General features: G+C 58.3%; 24 protein-coding genes and 1 pseudogene. 16 read left to right on the plus strand and 9 right to left on the minus strand.

Annotation, left to right across the window (positions count from 1 at the left end):
- Positions 1-222 precede the first annotated feature (222 nt).
- Positions 223-1,119: a LysR substrate-binding domain-containing protein gene (locus AC1RPZ_RS18900; protein WP_493138466.1), complete on the minus strand. Its 897-nt coding sequence runs from the start codon at positions 1,117-1,119 to the stop codon at positions 223-225.
- A gap of 106 nt (positions 1,120-1,225) precedes the next feature.
- On the opposite strand from AC1RPZ_RS18900, the gene AC1RPZ_RS18905 reads away from it, so the two are divergent.
- From AC1RPZ_RS18905 to rpoS, 8 genes are all read left to right on the plus strand, one after another.
- A complete protein-coding gene (locus AC1RPZ_RS18905) occupies positions 1,226-2,338 on the plus strand; it encodes an S-(hydroxymethyl)glutathione dehydrogenase/class III alcohol dehydrogenase (RefSeq protein ID WP_493138467.1) in 1,113 nt (370 codons plus the stop codon).
- 8 nt (positions 2,339-2,346) lie between these two features.
- Positions 2,347-3,192, plus strand: coding sequence for an S-formylglutathione hydrolase (fghA, locus tag AC1RPZ_RS18910; protein WP_493138468.1), 846 nt, complete (start codon positions 2,347-2,349; stop codon positions 3,190-3,192).
- Between the two features lie 52 nt (positions 3,193-3,244).
- Positions 3,245-3,718 carry a 2-C-methyl-D-erythritol 2,4-cyclodiphosphate synthase gene (gene ispF / locus AC1RPZ_RS18915; RefSeq protein WP_071551620.1) on the plus strand — a complete coding sequence of 158 codons (474 nt, stop codon included), beginning with the start codon at positions 3,245-3,247 and terminating at the stop codon, positions 3,716-3,718.
- Positions 3,715-4,773 (plus strand): tRNA pseudouridine(13) synthase TruD, encoded by a 1,059-nt coding sequence (truD, locus tag AC1RPZ_RS18920; RefSeq protein WP_493138469.1) that lies wholly within the window; start codon positions 3,715-3,717, stop codon positions 4,771-4,773. Before ispF ends, truD begins: the two co-directional genes overlap by 4 nt.
- On the plus strand, positions 4,761-5,510 hold the full coding sequence (gene surE / locus AC1RPZ_RS18925) for a 5'/3'-nucleotidase SurE (RefSeq protein ID WP_493138470.1): 750 nt from the start codon (positions 4,761-4,763) through the stop codon (positions 5,508-5,510). The genes truD and surE overlap by 13 nt, the downstream gene beginning before the upstream one ends.
- Positions 5,511-5,551: 41 nt before the next feature.
- Positions 5,552-6,187: a protein-L-isoaspartate(D-aspartate) O-methyltransferase gene (locus AC1RPZ_RS18930; RefSeq protein ID WP_493138607.1), complete on the plus strand. Its 636-nt coding sequence runs from the start codon at positions 5,552-5,554 to the stop codon at positions 6,185-6,187.
- Positions 6,188-6,399: 212 nt separating this feature from the next.
- Complete coding sequence (locus tag AC1RPZ_RS18935; protein WP_493138471.1) at positions 6,400-7,257, plus strand: peptidoglycan DD-metalloendopeptidase family protein; 858 nt, start codon at positions 6,400-6,402, stop codon at positions 7,255-7,257.
- 105 nt (positions 7,258-7,362) lie between these two features.
- A complete protein-coding gene (rpoS, locus tag AC1RPZ_RS18940; protein WP_123428458.1) occupies positions 7,363-8,367 on the plus strand; it encodes an RNA polymerase sigma factor RpoS in 1,005 nt (334 codons plus the stop codon).
- 514 nt (positions 8,368-8,881) lie between these two features.
- Here rpoS and fdxA read toward each other — a convergent pair.
- Positions 8,882-9,205 carry a ferredoxin FdxA gene (gene fdxA / locus AC1RPZ_RS18945; RefSeq protein WP_493138472.1) on the minus strand — a complete coding sequence of 108 codons (324 nt, stop codon included), beginning with the start codon at positions 9,203-9,205 and terminating at the stop codon, positions 8,882-8,884.
- Between the two features lie 140 nt (positions 9,206-9,345).
- A complete protein-coding gene (mutS, locus tag AC1RPZ_RS18950) occupies positions 9,346-11,925 on the minus strand; it encodes a DNA mismatch repair protein MutS (protein WP_493138473.1) in 2,580 nt (859 codons plus the stop codon).
- Between the two features lie 151 nt (positions 11,926-12,076).
- Between mutS and AC1RPZ_RS18955 the strand changes: the two are divergent.
- The 4 genes and pseudogenes from AC1RPZ_RS18955 to recX all read left to right on the plus strand — a co-directional run.
- Positions 12,077-12,502 (plus strand): annotated as a pseudogene (locus AC1RPZ_RS18955) (lysis system i-spanin subunit Rz); the annotation flags it as partial.
- An 82-nt stretch (positions 12,503-12,584) separates the two neighbouring features.
- Positions 12,585-13,085, plus strand: coding sequence for a CinA family protein (locus AC1RPZ_RS18960; protein ID WP_493138474.1), 501 nt, complete (start codon positions 12,585-12,587; stop codon positions 13,083-13,085).
- 83 nt (positions 13,086-13,168) lie between these two features.
- Positions 13,169-14,221 carry a recombinase RecA gene (recA, locus tag AC1RPZ_RS18965; RefSeq protein ID WP_054595966.1) on the plus strand — a complete coding sequence of 351 codons (1,053 nt, stop codon included), beginning with the start codon at positions 13,169-13,171 and terminating at the stop codon, positions 14,219-14,221.
- Positions 14,222-14,229: 8 nt separating this feature from the next.
- Positions 14,230-14,697, plus strand: a complete 468-nt coding sequence (gene recX, locus AC1RPZ_RS18970) for a recombination regulator RecX (protein ID WP_493138475.1) — start codon at positions 14,230-14,232, stop codon at positions 14,695-14,697.
- A 43-nt stretch (positions 14,698-14,740) separates the two neighbouring features.
- Here the strand turns inward: recX and AC1RPZ_RS18975 are convergent, their stop codons facing one another.
- Positions 14,741-15,859, minus strand: coding sequence for an LOG family protein (locus tag AC1RPZ_RS18975; RefSeq protein WP_493138476.1), 1,119 nt, complete (start codon positions 15,857-15,859; stop codon positions 14,741-14,743).
- Positions 15,860-16,413: 554 nt separating this feature from the next.
- A complete protein-coding gene (locus AC1RPZ_RS18980) occupies positions 16,414-16,839 on the minus strand; it encodes a PA3611 family quorum-sensing-regulated virulence factor (RefSeq protein ID WP_493138477.1) in 426 nt (141 codons plus the stop codon).
- 188 nt (positions 16,840-17,027) lie between these two features.
- Between AC1RPZ_RS18980 and AC1RPZ_RS18985 the strand changes: the two genes are divergently transcribed.
- The 3 genes from AC1RPZ_RS18985 to AC1RPZ_RS18995 all read left to right on the plus strand — a co-directional run bounded on the left by AC1RPZ_RS18985 (position 17,028) and on the right by AC1RPZ_RS18995 (position 19,100).
- Positions 17,028-17,828, plus strand: a complete 801-nt coding sequence (locus tag AC1RPZ_RS18985) for a tRNA-uridine aminocarboxypropyltransferase (RefSeq protein WP_493138609.1) — start codon at positions 17,028-17,030, stop codon at positions 17,826-17,828.
- Positions 17,829-18,011: 183 nt separating this feature from the next.
- On the plus strand, positions 18,012-18,662 hold the full coding sequence (erdR, locus tag AC1RPZ_RS18990) for a response regulator transcription factor ErdR (RefSeq protein WP_262114422.1): 651 nt from the start codon (positions 18,012-18,014) through the stop codon (positions 18,660-18,662).
- 75 nt (positions 18,663-18,737) lie between these two features.
- The gene (locus tag AC1RPZ_RS18995) at positions 18,738-19,100 is read left to right on the plus strand and encodes a diacylglycerol kinase (protein WP_493138478.1); all 363 of its coding nucleotides are present in this window, start codon (positions 18,738-18,740) and stop codon (positions 19,098-19,100) included.
- Here the strand turns inward: AC1RPZ_RS18995 and AC1RPZ_RS19000 are convergent.
- Complete coding sequence (locus AC1RPZ_RS19000) at positions 19,097-20,023, minus strand: LysR family transcriptional regulator (RefSeq protein WP_493138479.1); 927 nt, start codon at positions 20,021-20,023, stop codon at positions 19,097-19,099. The genes AC1RPZ_RS18995 and AC1RPZ_RS19000 overlap by 4 nt on opposite strands.
- 135 nt (positions 20,024-20,158) lie before the next feature.
- On the opposite strand from AC1RPZ_RS19000, the gene fpr reads away from it, so the two are divergent.
- Positions 20,159-20,938 carry a ferredoxin-NADP reductase gene (fpr, locus tag AC1RPZ_RS19005; protein WP_003189055.1) on the plus strand — a complete coding sequence of 260 codons (780 nt, stop codon included), beginning with the start codon at positions 20,159-20,161 and terminating at the stop codon, positions 20,936-20,938.
- A 173-nt stretch (positions 20,939-21,111) separates the two neighbouring features.
- Here fpr and tsaA read toward each other — a convergent pair whose 3' ends face one another.
- The 3 genes from tsaA to AC1RPZ_RS19020 form a co-directional block, all read right to left on the minus strand.
- Positions 21,112-21,810: a tRNA (N6-threonylcarbamoyladenosine(37)-N6)-methyltransferase TrmO gene (gene tsaA / locus AC1RPZ_RS19010; RefSeq protein ID WP_493138480.1), complete on the minus strand. Its 699-nt coding sequence runs from the start codon at positions 21,808-21,810 to the stop codon at positions 21,112-21,114.
- 68 nt (positions 21,811-21,878) lie between these two features.
- Entirely contained in the window at positions 21,879-22,346 is a 468-nt protein-coding gene (locus tag AC1RPZ_RS19015; RefSeq protein WP_493138481.1) for a YehS family protein, read from the minus strand.
- Between the two features lie 74 nt (positions 22,347-22,420).
- A complete protein-coding gene (locus tag AC1RPZ_RS19020; protein WP_493138482.1) occupies positions 22,421-23,131 on the minus strand; it encodes an rRNA pseudouridine synthase in 711 nt (236 codons plus the stop codon).
- Positions 23,132-23,195: the final 64 nt, after the last annotated feature.

A 23,195-nucleotide genomic window follows, 5' to 3' on the forward strand; every position in this document is an offset into this window, starting at 1 on the left:
GGGGGCATCGCCTCCGGTCTGCTGCGCGACGACCTCCTCTCGATGTGTCCGGCTTCGCCGTACGGCGCTGCGCGCCACCCCCCTGATGAACACCTCCACTCGGCCTTCCGAAGGGGCGGGTGGATCAAGATCACAAGCGGCAGGCGAGCTAACGCTCGGCCTGTTGAGTGGTGAAGGTGAATTCGATTTCTGTAGGAGCTGCCGAAGGCTGCGATCTTTTGATCAAAGTTGGTATTCCGGCCGTTTGGCCAACCCTTCCTTCAGATAGTCCACCAATTTGCGCACCTTCGGCGACAGATGCCGTTGTTGCGGATACAGCGCCCAGACGGCGGTGTTCGGTGGTTGATGAGCATCCAGCAACGACACCAGCGTGCCCTTGTTCAGATGCTCCAGCACGTAATAGTCCGGCAGCTGACACAACCCAACACCCTGTAGCGCAGCGTCCAATACTGCTTGCCCACTGTTACAACGCCAATTGCCCTGTACTCGCTGGGAAAATTCTCTGCCGTCCTGCTCCAGTTGCCAGATGTCCGAGCTGCCGATCAGGCAATTGTGCCGACTCAGCTCGGACAAACTGTGCGGTCGGCCATATCGTTCCAGATAGGACGGTGAGGCGCACAAGTACATGCGTCGTGGCGCCAGGCGCGTAGCCACCAGCCGTGAGTCTTGCAAACGGCCGAGCCGGATCGCCAGGTCCAGGCCCTCATGCACCAGATCGAGCGGGCGGTTGCTCAACTCGATATCGACACGCAATTGTGGATAAAGCCCCATGAAGCTGGTCACCAGCGGCACGATGAAGCGCTCGCCGTACGCCACGGCACAGGTCATGCGCAGCATGCCTTTGGGTTCGCTGGTGAGGTCGCCGACCGCACGCAAGGCTTCTTCGCGGCCGTCCTGCAGGCGCTGACAGTGTTGCAGAAAGGTTTGCCCGGCTTCGGTCAGCGTCACCCGACGGGTGCTGCGGTAAAGCAGGCGGGTTTGCAGGCGCTCTTCAAGACGTACGATTTGTCGACTGATGTGCGAAGACGAAACCCCAAGGCGTTCGGCGGCAGCCGTGAACTGGTTGCATTCGGCGACGGCGACGAACTCATCGATGCCTTCCCAGCGATTTTCGGACATGAAGATTATCCCTGTGCAGCAATAATGTTTTGCTTTCGACTGGATTATTAATCGTCTGGCGGTGTTTTACACTCCCGGTCTCGTTTTTATTCGCTGGAGAGTCAGGATGATCAAGTCGCGCGCTGCCGTTGCCTTCGAGGCCAAGAAACCCCTTGAGATCGTTGAAGTCGATGTCGCCATGCCCAAGGCGGGTGAAGTCCTGTTGCGTGTGGTCGCGTCCGGCGTTTGCCATACCGACGCCTACACCCTGTCGGGCGCTGATCCGGAAGGCATCTTCCCGTCGATTCTCGGCCACGAAGGTGGCGCGATTGTCGAAGCCATCGGCGCAGGTGTGACCTCGGTCGCGGTCGGCGATCATGTGATTCCGCTGTATACCCCGGAATGCGGGCAGTGCAAATTCTGCAAGTCGGGCAAGACCAACCTCTGCCAGGCCATCCGTGCGACCCAGGGCAAAGGGTTGATGCCAGACGGCACCACGCGCTTCTCCTACAAAGGTCAGCCGATTTTCCACTACATGGGCACGTCGACCTTCTCTGAATACACCGTATTGCCGGAAATCTCCGTCGCGAAGATTCCTAAAGAAGCGCCACTGGAAAAAGTCTGCCTTCTGGGCTGTGGCGTCACCACCGGTATCGGCGCGGTCATCAACACCGCCAAGGTCAAACCGGGCGACACCGTGGCCATCTTCGGTCTGGGCGGTATTGGTCTGTCTGCGGTCATCGGTGCGGTCAAAGCCAAAGCCGGGCGAATCATCGCTATCGACATCAACCCGGCCAAGTTCGAAATCGCCAAGCAGTTGGGTGCCACCGATTGTGTGAACCCGAAAGACTTCGACCGTCCGATTCAAGACGTGATCGTCGACATGACTGATGGCGGCGTCGACTTTTCCTTCGAATGCATCGGCAATGTGCAACTGATGCGTGCAGCGCTGGAGTGCTGTCACAAGGGTTGGGGGGAGTCGGTGATCATCGGCGTTGCCGGTGCTGGCCAAGAGATCTCCACCCGTCCGTTCCAGTTGGTCACCGGCCGCGTCTGGCGCGGTTCGGCATTCGGCGGCGTGCGCGGTCGCACCGAGTTGCCAAGCTACGTGGAAATGGCCCAGACCGGCGAAATCCCGTTGGACACTTTCATCACCCACACCATGGGCCTGGAAGACATCAACAAGGCATTCGACCTGATGCATGAAGGCAAAAGCATCCGCTCCGTCATCCATTTCTGAGGTCGGTCATGAGTTTGGAAAACCTCTCATGCCAGAAGAGCTTCGGTGGCTGGCATAAACGCTACAAGCATCATTCCGAAGTGCTGGGCTGCGACATGGTGTTCGCCGTGTACCTGCCGCCGCAAGCGGAGCAGGGCGGCAAACTGCCGGTGTTGTACTGGCTGTCGGGCTTGACCTGCACCGACGAGAACTTCATGCACAAGGCCGGCGCCCTGCGCATGGCGGCCGAGTTGGGGTTGATCATCGTTGCACCGGACACCAGTCCGCGAGGCGCCGATGTTCCGGGTGACCCGGACGGCGCATGGGATTTCGGCCTCGGTGCCGGGTTCTATCTGAATGCCACGCAGGAACCTTGGGCCAGGCACTATCGGATGCATGACTACGTGGTGCAGGAATTGCCTGCGTTGGTCGAAGCGCATTTTCCGGCATCGGACAAACGCGGCGTCAGCGGCCACTCCATGGGGGGGCACGGCGCGCTAGTCTGTGCCTTGCGCAACCCTGGGCGGTATCAGTCGGTTTCGGCTTTCGCGCCCATCAACAATCCAATGGATTGCCCGTGGGGCCAGAAGGCGTTTTCGCGCTACCTGGGTGAAGAGCGTTCAAAATGGCGCGAATGGGATGCCAGCGTGCTGATCGCTGAGGCCAGCGAAAAGCTGCCGTTGCTGGTGGATCAAGGTGATCGCGATGACTTCCTGGCCACTCAGCTCAAGCCCGAAGCGCTGCAACAGGCGGCGAAACTTGCCGGCCATCCGCTGACCTTGCGTCTGCAACCAGGCTACGACCACAGCTATTTCTTTATCGCCAGCTTCATTGATGATCACTTGCGACATCACGCACACGCTCTAGGCGCCTAATGTCCGCCAAAGCAGGTAGAATCACGCCCTGACTAAATCGGGGCGTTTTTTTATGCGTATTGGCCACGGCTATGATGTGCACCGTTTCGCTGAAGGCGATTTCATCACTCTGGGCGGCGTGCGAATTGCACACAGCTTCGGGCTGCTCGCCCATTCCGACGGCGACGTCTTGCTGCATTCGTTGAGCGATGCCTTGCTCGGCGCAGCGGCGCTGGGTGATATCGGTAAACACTTCCCGGACACCGACCCGCAATTCAAAGGCGCAGACAGCCGCGTACTGTTGCGTCACGTTGTCGCACTGATCCACGCCAAGGGCTGGAAGGTCGGCAATGTCGATAACACCATCGTTGCCCAGGCGCCGAAAATGGCCCCGCATATCGAATCGATGCGCGCGCTGATTGCCGCGGATCTTCAAGTTGAGTTGGATCAAGTGAACGTGAAAGCTACCACCACCGAAAAGCTCGGCTTTGTCGGTCGCGAAGAAGGCATTGCCGTGCACTCCGTTGCCTTGTTGCTGCGCGCATGAATGAACTGCAATTGCTCGGCCCGCGTGCCTACGGTGAAGCCCTCGGTACCGCTGTACTGAAAGCCATCGCGGAAGATTTTCAGGTCGATGAAGTTCTCGACATTCCGCTGACCGGCGAAGGCGAACACCTGTGGATCTGGGTGGAAAAACGCGGTCTGAACACTGAAGAGGCGGCCCGGCGGATTGCCAAGGCTGCGGGCGTGCCATTGCGCACCGTCAGTTATGCCGGTCTGAAAGATCGCCAGGCATTGACCCGCCAGTGGTTCAGCGTGCAGTTGCCCGGCAAGGCCGACCCTGACTTGTCCGCTGCTGAAAACGACACGCTGAAAATCCTCAAGACTGCACGGCACAAACGCAAGTTGCAGCGCGGCGCGCATTCGGCCAACGGTTTTACCTTGCGCCTGACTCAGTTCACCGGTGACAAGGACGCGATTGACGCGCGTTTGCAACTGATCGCCAAGCAAGGCGTTCCCAACTACTTCGGTGCCCAGCGTTTCGGCCATAACGGCGGCAACGTGGTGGATGCCCGCGACTGGGCGGCACGCAAAGCCTTGCCGGAACAACGCAACGTGCGTTCGCGTTTGCTCTCAACCGCTCGCAGCTTTTTGTTCAATCAGGTGCTGGCGGCGCGAGTCGCCGATGGCAGTTGGCAGCGCGCCCAGGTGGGCGACTTGCTCGCATTCACCGACAGCCGCAGTTTTTTCCCGGCCGGTGTTGCCGAATGCAGCGATCCGCGTCTGGCGATCCTCGACCTGCACCCGACCGGGCCGCAGTGGGGCGAGGGCGAGTCACCCGCTGGCGGTGCGACTCATGAACTCGAGCAACAGGTCGCGGCACGCGAAGCGGATCTGCGCGATTGGTTGATAAACGCTGGAATGAGCCATGAACGTCGCATCCTGCGGCTGCCCATTGGCGGGTTGACGTGGCATTATCCCTCGCTGGACATTCTGCAACTGGAATTCGTCCTTCCGGCCGGATGCTTCGCCACCGTATTGGTGCGTGAACTCGTCGATCTGGTGCCGGTGGGGCAGACGGACAGCTCATGCGTATTCTGATTTCTAACGACGATGGGGTAACAGCACCCGGTCTCGCCGCGCTTCATGCTGCGCTGGCGGATTACACCGAGTGCGTGGTTATCGCCCCTGACCAGGACAAAAGCGGCGCCAGCAGTTCGCTGACGCTCGACCGTCCGTTGCACCCGCAAACCCTGGCCAATGGCTTTATCAGCCTTAATGGTACGCCGACCGATTGCGTGCACCTGGGCCTCAATGGTCTGCTGGAGCTCGAGCCGGATATGGTGGTTTCCGGGATTAACCTGGGGGCCAACCTGGGTGACGATGTGCTGTATTCCGGCACGGTCGCGGCGGCGCTCGAAGGGCGTTTTCTCGCGCTGCCATCCTTTGCCTTTTCGCTGGTATCGCGGCAAGTGGAAAACCTGCCGACGGCGGCCTACTTTGCGCGCAAACTGGTAGAGGCTCATGCCGAGCTTGATTTGCCACCGCGCACGGTGCTGAACGTGAATATTCCTAATCTGCCTCTGGATCACATTCGAGGCATTCAACTGACCCGCCTGGGCCACCGTGCCCGTGCAGCGGCGCCGATGAAAGTGGTCGATCCGCGTGGCAAGTCCGGCTACTGGATTGCCGCGGCCGGCGACGCGGAAGATGGCGGACCGGGTACGGATTTCCATGCGGTGATGCAGGGTTATGTCTCGATCACCCCGCTGCAACTCGATCGCACCTTCAATGATGCCTTTAGAAGTCTCGATGGCTGGTTGGAGGGGCTGCGCTGATGGCTCGCGAGCAAGACGATATTCTGCGTCGTGGTATCGGGATGACCTCCCAGCGCACGCGTGAACGGCTGATCCAGCGTCTGTATGAGGAAGGCCTGTCCAACGCCCAGGTGCTGGAGGTGATTCGTCGTACACCGCGTCATCTGTTTGTCGATGAGGCACTGGCGCACCGTGCCTATGAAGACACGGCACTGCCGATTGGCCATAACCAGACCATTTCCCAGCCTTATATGGTGGCTCGCATGAGCGAGTTGCTGCTGGAGGCCGGTCCTCTGGATAAAGTGCTGGAGATCGGCACCGGATCTGGTTACCAGACAGCAGTGTTGTCGCAATTGGTCGAGCGGGTGTTTTCCGTCGAACGCATCAAGGTCTTGCAGGATCGGGCCAAGGAGCGCCTGGTCGAGTTGAACCTGCGCAATGTCGTGTTTCGCTGGGGCGATGGCTGGGAGGGTTGGCCGGCGCTGGCGCCGTACAACGGCATTATCGTCACCGCGGCGGCAACCGATGTGCCTCAGGCGTTACTTGATCAGTTGGCGCCGGGTGGGCGTCTGGTGATTCCAGTGGGTTCAGGGGAGGTTCAGCAATTGATGTTGATCATCCGTGAAGAACAGGGTTTTTCCAGACGTGTTTTGGGGGGGGTACGCTTCGTACCATTGCTCCATGGACCACTGGCTTAAGCATTTATTTAAAAGCGCTGAATTCTGTTCAATTGCCTTGGTCTTACAGCGGCATCGATCACTTAAACGCGATTGAAGGGCGGTCAGCAAACGTGTGCGTGTGTCGATTTTGCTTTGCCGACGGTAAAGCCTGAACGGCCAGTTATACTGGCGACATTTCATGCCTGAACAAGGCGATTTTTTATCTTCAACCACCACAAAGGGAGCGGCGGGTGAGTCTCACAGTCATTGCGCAGCGTATTGGTACAACAAGCTTTCAGCGCCTGGTGACTGGCCTTGTCTTGAGTTCCTTGTTGGTCGGTTGCTCCAGCACGCGTTCGAGCGATGTGCGAGTGGTCGATCGTAATAACGCGGCGGCCCAGCGGCCCGCAGTAACCACCGGCCAATACGTAGTCCGTCGCGGCGATACCCTGTTCTCGATCGCCTTTCGCTACGGCTGGGATTACAAGGCCCTGGCGGCACGCAACAACATTCCTACGCCATACACCATCCATCCAGGTCAGACGATTCGCTTCGATGGGCGTTCCGGTTCAACACCGACAGAGGTGGTAACCCAGTCCGGAACAACGGCTTCTTCTTCGAGCAAATTTACCGTAACCCGGCGTCCGGCATCGGGTGCGAGCCCCGCCAGGGAGACAGCTACACCGTCCGTCGCAAACAAGCCAGCCCCCGCGCCACTGCCTCCGGCAGGGCCTGCACCGACAGGCTGGGGATGGCCATCTAATGGTATTTTGATTGGAAAATTCTCTTCAAACGGTAGTTTGAATAAAGGAATTGATATCGCCGGGGATTTGGGACAGCCTGTTTTAGCTGCGTCTGATGGGACGGTGGTTTACGCCGGGAGTGGCTTGCGGGGCTACGGCGAATTGGTCATCATCAAACACAGCGACACCTACGTCAGTGCCTACGGTCACAACCGAAGGCTGTTGGTTCGGGAGGGGCAGCAGGTCAAAGTCGGACAGACAATTGCCGAAATGGGGTCAACGGGTACAGACCGGGTGAAACTGCATTTTGAGATTCGCCGACAAGGTAAACCTGTAGATCCGCTGCAATTCCTGCCACGTCGTTGATTTGTTTCCAGCCTGTTCCGTCACGTAGAGGGAACAGGCTCCAGCGTTGCCAAGGATAAAGGCGCCGCTTGAGCTTGAGGTCGAACTCACCAAAGGACTATAACAATGGCTCTCAGTAAAGAAGTGCCGGAGTTTGACATCGACGATGAGGTTCTCCTGATGGAGGCCGGCGTCGCATCGGATGAGATGTCGAATGAGGGGTCAGCTACGCCTTCAGTTCGTGCCAAATCCAAGCACTCCGCAACACTTAAGCAGCACAAGTACATCGACTACACCCGAGCGCTCGATGCAACTCAGCTGTACCTCAATGAAATCGGCTTTTCCCCCTTGTTGTCACCGGAAGAAGAAGTTCATTTTGCGCGCCTGTCGCAAAGTGGCGATCCGGCTGGGCGCAAGCGCATGATTGAAAGTAACCTGCGACTGGTGGTGAAAATCGCCCGACGCTATGTCAATCGTGGGCTGTCACTGCTTGACCTGATCGAAGAGGGCAACCTCGGGCTGATCCGGGCGGTGGAAAAGTTTGATCCAGAGCGCGGCTTCCGCTTTTCGACTTACGCTACCTGGTGGATCCGCCAGACCATCGAGCGTGCAATCATGAATCAGACCCGGACTATCCGGTTGCCGATTCATGTGGTCAAAGAGCTCAACGTCTACCTTCGGGCTGCACGGGAGCTGACGCAAAAGCTCGATCATGAACCCTCACCCGAAGAAATCGCCAACCTGCTGGAAAAACCGGTGGGAGAGGTCAAGCGCATGCTGGGCCTGAACGAGCGGGTTTCTTCGGTCGACGTCTCTCTGGGTCCGGATTCGGATAAAACCCTGCTGGACACCCTCACCGATGATCGCCCTACCGATCCTTGTGAGCTGCTTCAGGACGATGACCTGTCGCAGAGCATCGATCAGTGGCTCTCGGAGCTGACGGACAAACAGCGCGAGGTGGTGATCCGCCGCTTCGGCCTGCGCGGCCACGAGAGCAGTACGCTGGAAGACGTAGGCCTGGAGATTGGCCTGACCCGTGAACGGGTCAGACAGATTCAGGTTGAAGGTCTGAAACGCTTGCGTGAAATCCTTGAGAAGAATGGCCTGTCGAGCGAGTCGCTGTTCCAGTAGCAGGAGCGCGTTCGCCTGATAGCAATAAGCCCCGTCTGTTTCGGGGCTTTTTGTTATTCGTATATTAATGCGCTGTTTAAGCTTTATAAGAGCTACTCGGACTCTTTCGCAGGTTAGCGTAAGCCATGGCTTACTCTTTCGTAAGAGTTCGGGTTTTCTACCGGGTAGTAGTCGTCTGTTCCTGTTGAGTTAATTTTATAACTTGTTGATTTTTAATGGTGTTTTTTATCGTTAAACACATCGTTTCGCCCGGGTTTACCCGTGGCAGGTGATTGCTCTTGTCAGGGAACTCTTTAATATCAGCCCTGTGTCGACGGATAGACACAGCCATCAAGGATGATGGTCAAGGAACATCGCAGGGACGTGATTCATCAGGACGATGAAAAGGAACACAAGGAATAGGGAAAAAATGTGGGCGGGTAATACCGCCCCTTTTTTTTGCCTGCGGAAAAGCTACGCAACCGCTGAAGCGCAAAAAGGCCCACAAGGGGCCTTTTCGAGAGCGTAGCAATGATCAGCGTTCGAGGTCTTTGATCTTGCCTTTGACACCATCAAACTCCGCCGCGTCTGGCAGCGGATCTTTCTTCTCGGTGATGTTGGGCCAGATCTCGGCCAGATCAACGTTCAGCTGAATGAATTCTTTCATCTCATCCGGGACTTCGTCTTCGGAGAAGATGGCCACAGCAGGGCATTCCGGCTCGCACAGGGCGCAGTCGATGCACTCATCCGGGTGAATCACCAGGAAGTTCGGGCCTTCGTAAAAGCAGTCCACCGGACACACTTCTACGCAGTCGGTGTACTTGCACTTGATGCAGTTGTCGGTGACGACGAAGGTCATTTCTAATTCTCTCCTCAGGCGGCGGCTTGCTGCGCCCCTTCACGGAGGGGTCGCCAGGTTTGGGAGCGATAGTCTGCAAGCAGGCTAAGCCTGCAGCATCCCAAACCGCGCGAGATTCTAACAGCTTGCAGGCAAGTACGTTAGACCCGTGTCTTTAATGTATAGAGCATTTCAAGTGCCCTACGCGGGGTCATGTCATCCAGGTCGAGCTTGGCCAGTTCATCCAGCACTGGATGCGGCAGGCTGGCGAACATATCGCTCTGTTGCGGCGCGGCCGGCTTGCCTTTGATTGGCTTCGCGGCTTCGTGAGGCAGTGCGGTAGCTTCCAGTCGACCCAGGTGCTCGCGAGCCCGTACGATCACCTCGGTTGGCACGCCGGCCAGTTGCGCAACCGCCAACCCGTAGCTCTGGCTGGCTGGGCCAGGCAGCACGTGGTGCAGGAACACGATGCGCTCGTTGTGCTCGGTGGCATTGAGGTGCACGTTGGCCACCAGCGGTTGGGCTTCCGGCAGTACCGTCAGCTCGAAGTAGTGGGTGGCGAACAGCGTGTAGGCGCGCAGCTGAGCCAAACGCTCGGCGGCTGCCCAGGCCAGCGACAGACCGTCGAAGGTGCTGGTGCCGCGGCCGACTTCGTCCATCAGCACCAGGCTGCGTTCGGTGGCGTTGTGCAGGATGTTCGCGGTTTCGCTCATCTCGACCATGAAGGTCGAACGACCACCGGCCAGATCATCGCTGGAACCGATCCGGGTGAAAATCCGGTCCACCAGCGACAATTCGCAACGGGCAGCGGGCACGAAACTACCGATATGCGCCAGCAACACAATCAGCGCGGTTTGCCGCATGTAAGTGGATTTACCGCCCATGTTCGGACCGGTAATCACCAGCATCCGCGTGCTGTCATCCAGGCTCAGGTCATTGGCCACGAACGGCGTGGTCAATACTTGTTCGACCACCGGGTGACGGCCCTGGCTGATGCGCATGCAGGGCTCGCTGACGAACCGTGGGCAGTTCAGGTCAAGGTTCAGCGCACGCTCGGCCAGGTTGCTCAAGACGTCCAGTTCGGCCAGTGCCGCGGCAGTGTCCTGTAGCGGTGGCAGTTGGCTGATCAGGTCTTCGAGCAGGGCTTCGTAAAGCATCTTCTCGCGAGCCAGCGCACGGCTCTTGGCTGACAGGGCCTTGTCTTCGAAGGCCTTGAGCTCTGGCGTGATGAAACGCTCGGCACCCTTGAGGGTCTGGCGGCGGATGTAATCGGCCGGCGCCTGTTCGGCCTGCTTGCTTGGCAGCTCGATGAAGTAACCGTGAATCCGGTTGTAGCCGACTTTCAAGTTGGCCAGGCCGGTACGAGCCTTCTCGCGCGCTTCGAGGTCAATCAGGAATTGTCCGGCGTTTTCGCTCAGCGATTGCAGCTCGTCGAGCTCGGCGTCGTAACCGGTTTTCAATACACCGCCGTCACGGATCACCGCTGGCGGGTTGTCGATGATGGCTTTTTCCAGCAGGGCGGCCAGCTCGGGATAGGTGCTGGTGGTCGTTGCCAGTTGATTGAGGTGCGGAGCTTCAAGCTCGGTCATCGCCACTTGCAACTCGGGCAGGGCACCGAGCGCATCACGCAGACGAGCCAGGTCACGAGGACGGGCATTACGCAGGCCGATACGTGCCAGAATTCGTTCGATGTCACCGATTTCTTTCAGCTGCGGTTGCAGTTTCTCGAAGCGATAACCGTCGAGCAGGCAGGTGATCGAGGTCTGGCGTGCCAGTAGCACGGTCAGGTCGCGCAGCGGGCGATTCAGCCAGCGGGTCAGCAAGCGGCTGCCCATGGCGGTCTGGCAACGGTCGACCACCGATTGCAGGGTGTTTTCGCGGCCACCGGCGAGGTTGGTGTCCAGCTCCAGATTGCGACGGCTCGCGCCGTCCAGCACCACGGTATCGTCCAGGCGTTCATGACGCAGGCTGCGCAAATGCGGCAGGGCGGTGCGCTGGGTTTCCTTGGCGTAGCTCAACAGGCAGCCGGCGGCACCGATGGCCAGGGTCAGGTTCTCACAACCGAAACCTTTGAGGTCCTGGGTGGAAAACTGCTGGCAAAGACTTTTCAGCGCCGAATCACGTTCGAAATCCCACGGTGCGCGACGACGAACGCCACGACGTTTTTCCGCGGGCAGGTCTTTTGGCCAGTCATCCGGAATCATCAGCTCGACCGGATTGACCCGCTCCAGCTCTGCCAGCAGGTTTTCCCAGCCTTTGATCTCCAGCACGCTGAAGTTGCCGCTGGTGATATCCAGCACGGCAAGACCGAACAGGCGCTCGTCACCCAGCACGGCGGCGATCAGGTTATCGCGGCGCTCATCCAGCAGCGCTTCATCGCTGACAGTGCCAGGGGTGATGATCCGTACAACCTGACGATCCACCGGGCCTTTGCTGGTCGCCGGGTCGCCGACCTGCTCACAGATCACCACCGACTCACCAAGCTTGACCAGTTTCGCCAGGTAACCTTCTGCGGCGTGATAAGGAATCCCGCACATCGGAATCGCCTGCCCAGCCGACTGCCCACGGGCGGTCAGGGTGATGTCCAGCAACTTGGCGGCCTTCTTCGCGTCTTCATAGAAGATCTCGTAGAAGTCGCCCATGCGGTAGAACATCAACTGATCAGGGTGCTGGTTCTTCAGACGCCAGTACTGCTGCATCATCGGGGTGTGGGAAGACAGATCGGAGAGTGCTTTATTCATCAGGTAATCAGGCGAATTCGTTGAAAGGGGTGGGGCAAAGGAGGGGCATCGGCCCGGCTTTTCCGCGATGGGCGCAAGGTTACCATGGGCAGTCCGACCTACGCAGGGATGAAAGGCCCACCACCCCATCGCTACTAACCCCTGCTGCCTGCGTTACGCTCGGCAACTGGCGGAACAAGCCAGGTTGCAGGGTGAGACGCTGAACCAACTGACTTTGGCGGCGGCGAATCAACAGCGCGCCGAACAGGACAAACGCCTGGCCCTGGAGCAACGGCTCCAGGCCAGCGATCAAACTTACTCGAAGGCTTTGAGCGATGCGCAACGTGATCAAGGTCGCCTGCGCGACCGTCTTGCCACTGCTGATCTACGGCTGTCAGTCGTCCTCGACGCCGGTGATGTTGCCAGTGACTGTGCAGTGCCAACCGCCACCGGCGCCAGCGGCGTGGTTCATGGAACCGTACGAGCCCGACTTGAGCCGGCGCATGCTCAACGAATTATCGGCATCACCAACGCAGGCGACCGCGGACTGATTGCCTTGCAGGCCTGTCAGGCCTATGTCAGAGCGCTTGCTCACTAACATTTTGATCTATCTCGTGTCTTGCAAGCGTGATTCGCTCGTGTACGGTAGAGCGCATGCCCGCCTGATCAAGGAGAGAGTCGTGAACGAAATCACCCAGCTTGCCGCGCAACTAGGCCGGCGTTTACAGGTTCTCAATGCCCACGTCAGCACGGCCGAGTCCTGCACGGGCGGCGGGATCGCCGAAGCAATCACCCGGATTGCCGGCAGCTCGGCGTGGTTCGAGGCCGGTTATGTCACCTATTCCAATCGCCAGAAGACCCAACAACTGAATGTGCCGGCCGAGTTGTTCACTCAGGTCGGGGCTGTCAGCCGTGAAGTGGTCGAAGCCATGGTGCGTGGTGCCCAGCACAAAAGCCGCGCGCGTTTTGCCGTGGCGGTCAGCGGTATTGCGGGGCCGGACGGCGGTACGCCGAACAAACCGGTGGGCATGGTCTGGCTGGCCTGGGGGGTTGGAGATGAGGTGTATTCGGAGTGCCGGCGCTTCCCCGGCAACCGCGACGAGGTCCGCCGACAAACGGTGAAGGCCGCGCTAGAGGGGCTGCTGCAACATGCCACCGGAGAAATCTCAAATCAGGGGTAGGCGATCCAGAAACGCTGTGGAATAATACTGGCTACTTATACAGGTGTTGGCCGTCAGGCCTTATTGATTACGTGAGGACTTTAATGGACGACAACAAGAAGAAAGCCTTGGCTGCGGCCCTGGGTCAGATCGAACGTCAATTCGGCAAGGGTGCCGTAATGCGTATGGGCGATCAGGACCGTCAGGCGATCCCGGCTATTTCCACTGGCTCTCTGGGTCTGGATATCGCACTCGGCATTGGCGGTCTGCCAAAAGGCCGTATCGTTGAAATCTACGGTCCTGAATCCTCCGGTAAAACCACGCTGACACTGTCCGTGATCGCCCAGGCTCAAAAAGCCGGCGCGACCTGCGCATTCGTCGACGCCGAGCACGCTCTGGACCCGGAATACGCCGGCAAACTGGGCGTCAACGTTGACGACCTGCTGGTTTCCCAGCCGGACACCGGCGAGCAAGCCCTGGAAATCACCGACATGCTGGTGCGTTCCAACGCGGTTGACGTGATTATCGTCGACTCCGTGGCGGCCCTGGTGCCGAAGGCTGAAATCGAAGGCGAAATGGGTGACATGCACGTGGGCCTGCAAGCCCGTCTGATGTCCCAGGCGCTGCGTAAAATCACCGGTAACATCAAGAACGCCAACTGCCTGGTGATCTTCATTAACCAGATCCGGATGAAAATCGGCGTGATGTTCGGCAGCCCGGAAACCACCACCGGTGGTAACGCGCTGAAGTTCTACGCTTCGGTTCGTCTGGACATCCGCCGTACCGGCGCGGTGAAAGAAGGCGACGAAGTCGTTGGCAGCGAAACCCGTGTCAAAGTCGTCAAAAACAAGGTGGCTTCGCCGTTCCGTCAGGCCGAGTTCCAGATTCTTTACGGCAAGGGCATCTACCTCAACGGTGAGATGATTGACCTCGGCGTGCTGCACGGCTTCGTTGAGAAATCCGGTGCCTGGTATGCCTACAACGGCAGCAAGATCGGTCAGGGTAAAGCCAACTCGGCCAAGTTCCTGCAGGACAACCCCGACATCGCTGCCACCCTTGAGAAGCAGATTCGCGACAAGCTGCTGACACCGACTCCAGACGTCAAAGCTTCGCCGGTCAAAGAGACCGCTGATGACCTGGCTGACGCTGATATCTGATTGATCCGATGACCGCCGTACTCGATACCCTCGTCGCGGTGCGGCGAACCGCAATGGACCTGCTCGCGCGACGCGAGCATGGTCGAGTCGAGCTGACGCGTAAGCTGCGTCAGCGCGGCGCTTCTGATGAGCTGATCGACACAGCGCTCGACCGTCTCACGGAAGAGGGCCTGCTGTCCGAGTCCCGATACCTCGAAAGCTTCGTTTCCTACCGTGCCCGTTCCGGCTATGGCCCTTTGCGCATCCGCGAAGAGTTGAGTCAGCGTGGCTTGCAACGTGCCGATATTGAACTTGCCCTGCGTGAAAGCGGAATCAGCTGGCAAGAAAACCTGGAAGACACCTGGCGGCGAAAATTTGCCGGGCATTTGCCGATAGACGCCCGCGAGCGCGCCAAGCAAGGGCGCTTCCTCGCCTATCGGGGATATTCCATGGAAATGATTGGCCGGCTATTTAGCGGCCGAGGAATGGATGACTGACTGAAAAGGCCCGACTATTGAAATAGTCGGGCCTTTTTTTTGATCAGGTGACCTTGATCTGTTCCCGATTGCGCTGTGGTGTCGGGGGCTGAGCCGTGGCCCAGTTTTCCGGCAGGTTGATGTAGTTGACCAGCTCACGCAGGCGTCCGTGATCGCGGGCGTTGAAGGCGAAGGCCAGTCGCGCCAGGTGACTGAACTGAGCCTCGTCGTGCTCCTCTCCACTGTAAGCATGTTGATGAAAGTGATCGCTCAGGCACAAGTCGGCAAAGGCCTCCTGCATATGCTCGAGCGCTTGGTCGTTGAGTTTGTGATTCATGCGAATTACGAACTGACGTTTCAGCCAGCGGCTGGAGTGGAAGTTGCTGTAGAACTGATTGATCTCCGTCACGGCTTCATCGACGTTGTACACCAGACGAATCAGCTTCAGGTCGCTCGGCAGGATGTAGCGGTTGGCCTCCAGTTGATTGCGGATGAAGTCCAGCGCCCCCTCCCAGAAACTGCCGCCGGGAGCATCCAGCAACACCACGGGAACCAGCGGGCTTTTGCCGGTCTGGATCAGGGTCAGCACTTCCAGGGCTTCGTCCAGTGTGCCGAAGCCGCCCGGACAGAGCACCAGCGCGTCGGCCTCTTTGACGAAAAACAGTTTGCGGGTAAAGAAAAAGTGGAAGGGCAGCAGGTTGGCGGTGCCGTCTACAGTCGGATTCGCATGCTGCTCGAAGGGTAGGGTGATATTGAATCCAAGGCTGTGATCCCGGCCTGCACCTTCGTGGGCGGCGGCCATGATGCCACCACCGGCACCGGTGATGACCATCAGGTTCGATTGGGCGAGTTTTTCGCCCAGTTCCCGGGCCAGGGCGTACAGCGGATGTTCAGCTGGCGTGCGTGCCGAGCCGAAAACGGTCACTTTACGTCGTCCCTTGAACTGCTCCAGCACACGGAAGGCGTGCTCCAGTTCGCGCAGGGCTTGCAGGGTGATCTTGGCGTTCCAGCGATTGTGGTCTTCTTGCGCCATGCGCAAGACCGTCAACATCATGTCGCGATAAATCGGAGTATTCGGGCTATTGGGTGAAACCAGGTTGAGTTGCTCTTCGATCTTGCTGGTGAGATCGACGCCGATGCTTTGAAAATGACGCACCAGAAGGTCATTCGGTTGGTAAGGCATTCAACTTCTCCTTCTACACAGAACCTTCGGCTCGAACGAGAAATTCGCCTGAGCCGCGACACTGCTTGTGTCGCTGTCAGCCCGCAAAGAGGGCTGGGCACTACACCCGACTCGACATGACCATGAAACGTTGAAGTGGCGGTCGAGTCATCCAGACGGGTTCTGTTTATCCCTTGGATGAAAGAAACGTTCGCACTACAGGACTCTGAATGGGCAGCCCCTTTTCTGCCTTGAACATTGAACATCAATACACTGAATCTAGACGCTCGCAGTGAGTTGCGCTGACTTGATCATGGTCCTCGAAAGTCTTCGCTGGCAATAACTGATTACGGGTTTGCGATCGACTTTCACCGCCCGTCAGTACCTGGGCCGGATGGCCAGAGCTCTGATTTACTAAATTACAGGCGCAACAAGACAGCATTGCGTCCAGGGCAAGGCGCAAGGCTTGAGGAGGTGTGGGGAGTCATCGCACAAAGGCAAAGAACGGCGCTCGCCTTATTTGCAGGCGCTGGCGGTAGAGTTGCGCGCCGATGATGAGCAACGACGCGCAGTGATTACTTTTTCTTTTGCGCAGTCTGCACAGGGCAATCCGATTCCTGGTAGCTGGCCGAGCCTACAGGCCGATTGGTTTTGTTTTCCGAGAAGTCGTAACGCATGATCGCGCCCTTGGCCATCAGCTTGCGGTAGTTCGCGTTGCGGCAAACGCTGGCGCCCAGTTGCAGATAAACCGCTTTCGGATTGGCACGCATCTCGTCGGCATAACCTGATTGCACGCTGATGTGGTCGATCAGCTGTTTGCCTTCAACCGTATAGCCTTGGTCGAGAAGGTTTTCGTTGATTTCCCGAGGCAAGCCGACGTTACTTTCCACAGCAACCTTTTCCAGCATCTTGCCCAGATTCAAGTCATTCAGAGAGGCCGCTTGAGCGCTGAAGGGCAGGGCCAGCAGAAGGGCAGCGGTGGGGACGATAAGGCGCAGCATGAAACTCTCCTGGTTCAGTGACTGGGGCTTCGACCAGCTACATGGCGATGCGTTCAGTGGCGGCGGATTATAGGCGAGCGGGGGTAGGCGGTACAGGCTTGGGCGGCCGCTCTGGTAAACTGTCGCGACTTCCTGCCCTGCCGAGTGTTTTTTGTGTCGATATCGCTTCCCTGCCGGTGCTGCCTGCGATGAGCAATGCAGCCTCACGTTTTGCCATGAACGCCGTAGCCCGTCTGCGCGATGAGCGAGAAGAGGAGAGTACCAAACCTTTTCTGGCCCGCGGTTCACGGGCGCCCCGTTGCCATACGTGCCGGGTGATCGAGAGTCACTGCTTGTGTAACTGGCGTCCCTTGGTCGAATCACGGGCCGGTGTTTGCCTGATCATGACCAGGAAGGAAGTGTTCAAACCGAGCAATACCGGCTGGCTGATCGCTGACGTGGTAAGGGACAACTTTGCCTTTATCTGGTCGCGTACTGAAGTCGATCCGCAGCTGATCGAGCTTTTATCCGACCCGCAATGGCAGCCTTATCTGGTCTTTCCCGGTGAATACGTTGCCGCCGAACGCGTGACTCATAGGGTTGAGGCAACGTGCGAGAAGCGCCCGCTGTTCATCCTGCTGGATGCCACCTGGACCGAAGCGAGAAAGATTTTTCGGAAGAGCCCTTATTTCGACGGGTTTCCGATTTTGAGCCTGCTTCCCGAAAAGCTCTCACGGTATCGCCTGCGAAGGTCTACCCGAAGCGAGCATCTGTGCACCGCCGAAGTGGCTGCGTTGTGTCTGGATCTGGCGGGGGATGTGGACGCTGCATCGGCACTGGACGCCTATTTCGATGTGTTCAGCCAGCACTACCTCGATGCTAAACATCAGCTGGAATTGAATGTCTCGACCCCTGCCCATACAGAACTGCTGCCCTTCGTTGAACACACAGTGCCGCTTATGTGCGATGAGTCACCCATACTGACAGACAACCCAGGGTTTGCGGCTTGACCACCCAGGCTTCGCTGGGCATCCTTGGCGCCGATTGGGGGCGGCCAAAGATTGAAACGTCGATTTTATGGGTTCTTGGCGTTGAACGTGCCCTATGGGTGCCGCTGTCTGGCGGTACCTTGAGTTGCTTTGGCAAGGCCTGAATGCATCAGGTCTGCCATAAAAAACAGGATCATTTGAAAAATGGCCACATACGAAATCCTGATCGCCGATGACCACCCTCTCTTTCGCAGCGCACTGCATCAGGCCGTGACTCTGGGCCTTGGCCCCGAGGTTCGTCTGGTAGAAGTGGCGAGCATTGCCGAGCTGGAAACCCGTCTGACCGAAAAGGCGGACTGGGATCTGGTGCTGCTGGACCTGAACATGCCGGGGGCGTACGGGTTTTCCGGGCTGGTGCTGTTGCGCGGTCAATACCCGCAGATCCCGGTGGTGATGGTTTCGGCTCAGGAAGAAGCGTCGATCATGGTGCGTTCCCGTGAATTCGGGGCCAGTGGTTTCATTCCCAAATCCAGTTCACTGGAAGTGATTCAGCAAGCCGTGCGCTCTGTGCTGGATGGCGACGTTTTCTGGCCACCGCAGGCATTTGAAGCGGTCAGCGTTTCGGACGAGGCCAAGGCTGCCAGCGAAGGCCTGGCCAGTCTGACGCCACAGCAGTTCCGTGTGTTGACCATGGTGTGCGAAGGTTTGCTGAACAAGCAGATAGCCTACGAACTGAGTGTTTCGGAGGCGACGATCAAGGCGCACGTGACAGCGATTTTCCGCAAGTTGGGTGTGCGCACCCGGACTCAGGCGGCGTTGCTCTTGCAACAACTTGAGTCCATTTCGAGCCACTGAAGGCGCTTTCATTCACGCTTTTTTAACTTCTGTTGATCTAGCTTTTCTACTCTTTCTGGTTCAGTTGCCTACTCTATGTCGCCTTTCAAAGGTCAAACCGGTCTCAAGCGCATTCTCAATGCGGGTGGTTATTCTCTCGACGGTCTGCGTGCGGCCTTCACCGGCGAAGCCGCTTTCCGTCAACTGGTCCTGCTCAATGTCATCCTGATTCCGCTAGCGTTTCTGCTGAGCGTCAGCCACGTCGAGCGTGCCTTGCTGATTGCTGTCTGTATGCTGGCGCTGATCGTTGAGTTGCTCAATTCGGCCGTGGAGGCGGCCATCGACCGGATTTCCCTTGAGCGGCACCCGCTGTCGAAAAACGCCAAGGACATGGGCAGCGCTGCTCAGTTAATGGCCCTGAGCATGATCGCGCTGGTGTGGGCGGTGATTCTGCTTTAAGCGATCGTCGGCAAAACGATCTCGTCGCTGCGCTGGACCCCTGCGGTGAAAGCGCGGCACAGTTCGAGAAACTCCCGCATGGCTGACGTCTGATATTTCTGTTTGTGCCAGATGAAATAGAACTGCCGCGCCAGATCCAGATCCGGCGTTTCCACCGCCACCAGACTGCCGCGGCGGAACGCGTCACGTAGCGCCAACCGCGAAATACAGCCAATCCCCAAGCCGGACTCCACTGCGCGTTTGATCGCTTCGGTGTGTTCCAGCTCAAGCCGGATATTCAATGCGCTACGGTGATGACGCATGGCCTGGTCAAAGGTCAGACGCGTGCCGGAGCCCTGCTCGCGAAGGATCCACGCCTCAAAGGTCAGCTCCTCCATGCTTGCCTGGCCACGGGCGGCCAGCGGGTGTTGCGGGGCGCAAAACACCACCAGCTCATCCTCGACCCAGCTTTGCACTTCGATGTCCGGGTGGCTGCAGTCGCCTTCGATTAGACCCAGATCAATTTCATAGTGGGCGACTTGTTGCACAATGTTGGCAGTGTTCTGCACGTGCAGCTTCACCTGGCTTTCCGGATGGCGCTGCATGAAGCTGCCAATCAGCAAAGTCGCCAGGTAGTTGCCAATGGTGAGGGTGGCACCGACCGCCAGCGAGCCGAAACCGGACTTGCCGTTGAGCAGGTCTTCGATTTCCTTGGCCTGGTCGAGCAAGGCCACCGCCTGTGGCAACAGTTGTTTGCCCATGGCGTTGAGGCTCAGCCGCTTGCCTGCGCGGTCGAACAATTGGCAGCTGGATTGGCGCTCAAGTTCGGTGATCGAGGTGCTGGCCGCCGATTGCGAAAGGTTGAGCAGACCCGCAGCACGAGACACACTCTCTTGCTGAGCGACGGCGACGAAGACTTGAAGTTGACGTAGAGTAAATCGCATATCTATATAACCGATAACCCTTATCTTAATAATCCATTTAACAGATATTGTCGCTGCCATTAGAATGCTATGCAATTGCGCTCAGCTCATTTGGCGCAGAGCATGCGCAGACAAATCTCCAGGAGTCCCCCGTACATGAGCAACATGAACCACGAGCGTGTCCTCAGTGTTCATCACTGGAACGACACTCTGTTCAGCTTCAAGTGCACCCGCGATCCGGGCCTGCGCTTCGAGAACGGCCAGTTCGTGATGATCGGCCTGCAACAGCCCAATGGCCGCCCGCTTATGCGCGCTTACTCCATTGCCAGCCCGAACTGGGAAGAGCATCTGGAGTTCTTCAGCATCAAGGTGCCCGATGGTCCGCTGACTTCCCAGTTGCAGCATCTGAAGGAAGGCGACGAGATCATCATCAGCAAAAAACCGACCGGCACCCTGGTGCTGGACGATTTGAAGCCTGGCAAGCATTTGTACCTGCTCAGCACCGGCACTGGTCTGGCGCCGTTCATGAGCGTCATCCAGGATCCGGAAACCTACGAGCGTTTTGAAAAAGTGATCCTGTGCCACGGCGTACGTTACGTCAACGAAGTCGCTTACCGCGAGTTCATCACCGAGCACCTGCCGCAGAACGAATTCTTCGGCGAGGCCCTGCGTGACAAGTTGATCTACTACCCGACCGTGACTCGCGAGCCGTTCGAAAACGAAGGTCGTCTGACCGACTTGATGCGCAGCGGCAAGTTGTTCAGCGACATCGGCCTGCCGCCGATCAATCCTGAAGACGACCGCGCCATGCTCTGCGGTAGCCCGAGCATGCTCGACGAAACCAGCGAAGTGCTCAACAGCTTCGGTCTGAAAGTTTCGCCGCGTATGCGTGAGCCGGGTGATTACCTGATCGAGCGTGCGTTCGTCGAGAAGTAAGCCTTTTCCTTTGGGATAGGGCTTTTGTGGGAGCGAGCTTGCTCGCGATGGCGATGTATCAGTCGACATTGATGCTGAATGTCTGACTGTAATCGCGAGCAAGCTCGCTCCCACATAAAAGCAAAAGCCCGCGTTGCCTGAGAAGGCAGCGCGGGCTTTTGCGTTTCTGGCGTTCAGGTTTTCGCGGGGATGACTTCGAGGACGCGGATCAGCCCGGCTTCCGGGTAGTGCCAGCGCACGTCCAGGTCCCAGAACTGTGCGCCGTACTCGCGTTCGGGTGCAGGCGTCTGGTAGGCCGGGCGTGGGTCCTGCGCCAGGCATTGCTCGATCAGCTCGACCAAGGGTTCTTCAAGGCGCTGAGCGTGCGTATGAGCCTGTTGCAGCGCTGCGTCCGCCCACCGCACCGGAATCAGCTGCGGCGCGGCGCTGGCGATCTGGTTGGACGCGGCCGGGATGATGTCGGCGTAGGGCACGTAGGGTTTTATATCGAGAATCGGCGTACCGTCCAGCAGGTCGATGCCGGAGATCCACAGTCGATTGGCTTCAACCTTGTCCAGTTTGACCACCGATTGCCCAATGCCATTGGGCCGATGGGTCGCGCGCGTGGCGAACACGCCCATGGACTTGTTGCCGCCCAAGCGCGGTGGGCGGACTTTGAGTCGCGGCTTTTCTTCCAGCGCCTGATGAAACAGGAACAGCAGCCAGACATGGCTGACCTGCTCCAGGCCTTGCACCGCATCACCCTGATCGAACGGCGCTACCAGTTCCAGAATGCCGCGAGCGGCCGGGGCCAGTTGCGGCTGACGCGGAATGGCGAACTTCTCCTTGAAGCAGGAGCGCACGAAGCCGATGGGGGAAACGCTGTAGGTCATTTTTCAAGCCTCAAGCTACAAGCTTCAAGCGACAAGACAAAAACTGGCAGCTTGAAGCTTGCGGCTGCTTAAGCTCTGACGCGCAGCGTCAGGCCCTTGAGGAAGTTGCGCAGCAACTGGTCGCCGCATGGGCGGTAGTTGGTGTGGCCGAACTTGCGGAACAGTGCGCTCAGCTCAGGCTTGGAGACCGGGAACTCGGCAGCCTTGAGGATCGCGTGCATGTCGTCTTCTTTGAGTTCGAAGGCCACACGCAGTTTCTTCAGGATGATGTTATTGGTGACCGGCAGCTCGATCGGCTGCGGCGGACGGCTTTCGTCCTTGCCGCGCTTGAAGAACACCAGGCCATCGAGGAAATGCGCCATGACGTCGTCCGGGCAGCGTACGAAGCCTTCCTCGTCTTCTTCTTTCTTGTCGAGGTACGTCAGCAGGTCGGGCAGGGTGACATCCATACCGCCGAGCTTGATGATCTCGATGACTTTCTTGTCGCTGATGTCGAGCATGTAGCGCACGCTGCGCAGTACGTCGTTATGAATCATGTGTGCAGTCCTGATATTCAGCAGTGGGCGCCGAGTAAAAAGCGGCGCCGAAATGTAGGGCGGCGTAAAAAGTCTTAGAACTTCTCTTTGCCGGAAAGATAGCGCCATTGCCCCAACGGCACTTTGCCAATGGAAACACCGCCGATGCGGATACGGCGGACGGCGACGACCTTCAGGCCGACGGCCTGGCAGAACAGGGCAATCACGCCCGGTTGTGGGTTTTTCATCGCAAAACGCAGGCGATTTTCGTTCTGCCAACTGGCTTTGACCGGCGGCAGTTCCTTGCCCTTGTAGGTCAGGCCGTGGTTCAAGCGGTTGAGGCCGTGAGCCACCATCTCGCCTTCAACCTCGACGACATACTCTTGCTCTATCTTGGCGGAGTCGGCGGTGAGCTTGCGCAGGATTTTCCAGTCCTGGGTAAACACCAACAAACCGCTGGCATTGGCCTGCAGGTCGGTACTGGCGGTCAGCCGCAGGAAGTGGCCCTTGAGCGGACGTTTGCTGAAGCGGTGTTCTTCGCTCAGGGTCTCGGCGCTGAGGGTTGCCATGGCTGTTTCCGCGTCCATGCCAACAGGCACGTTTAGCAGAATGGTCACAGGCTCCGGGGCGGTGGCCTTGGCTTCGGGGTCGAGTTCGACTTTCTGGGTGTCGACCTTGAACTGCGGCTCATCGATGACTTCGCCGTCCACGGTGACCCAGCCGCCCTCAATGAACAGCTCAGCCTCCCGACGGGAACAGCCGACGAGCTCGATGAGGCGTTTGGAGAGACGAATCGGGTCAGTCATGACAGGGGCCGTTACAAAAGGGGGGAGGCATTGTACCTGCCTCGCGCCGGTTAATCGCGGGTCC

This window comes from Pseudomonas sp. GW822-FHT02D10, from assembly GCF_058802345.1.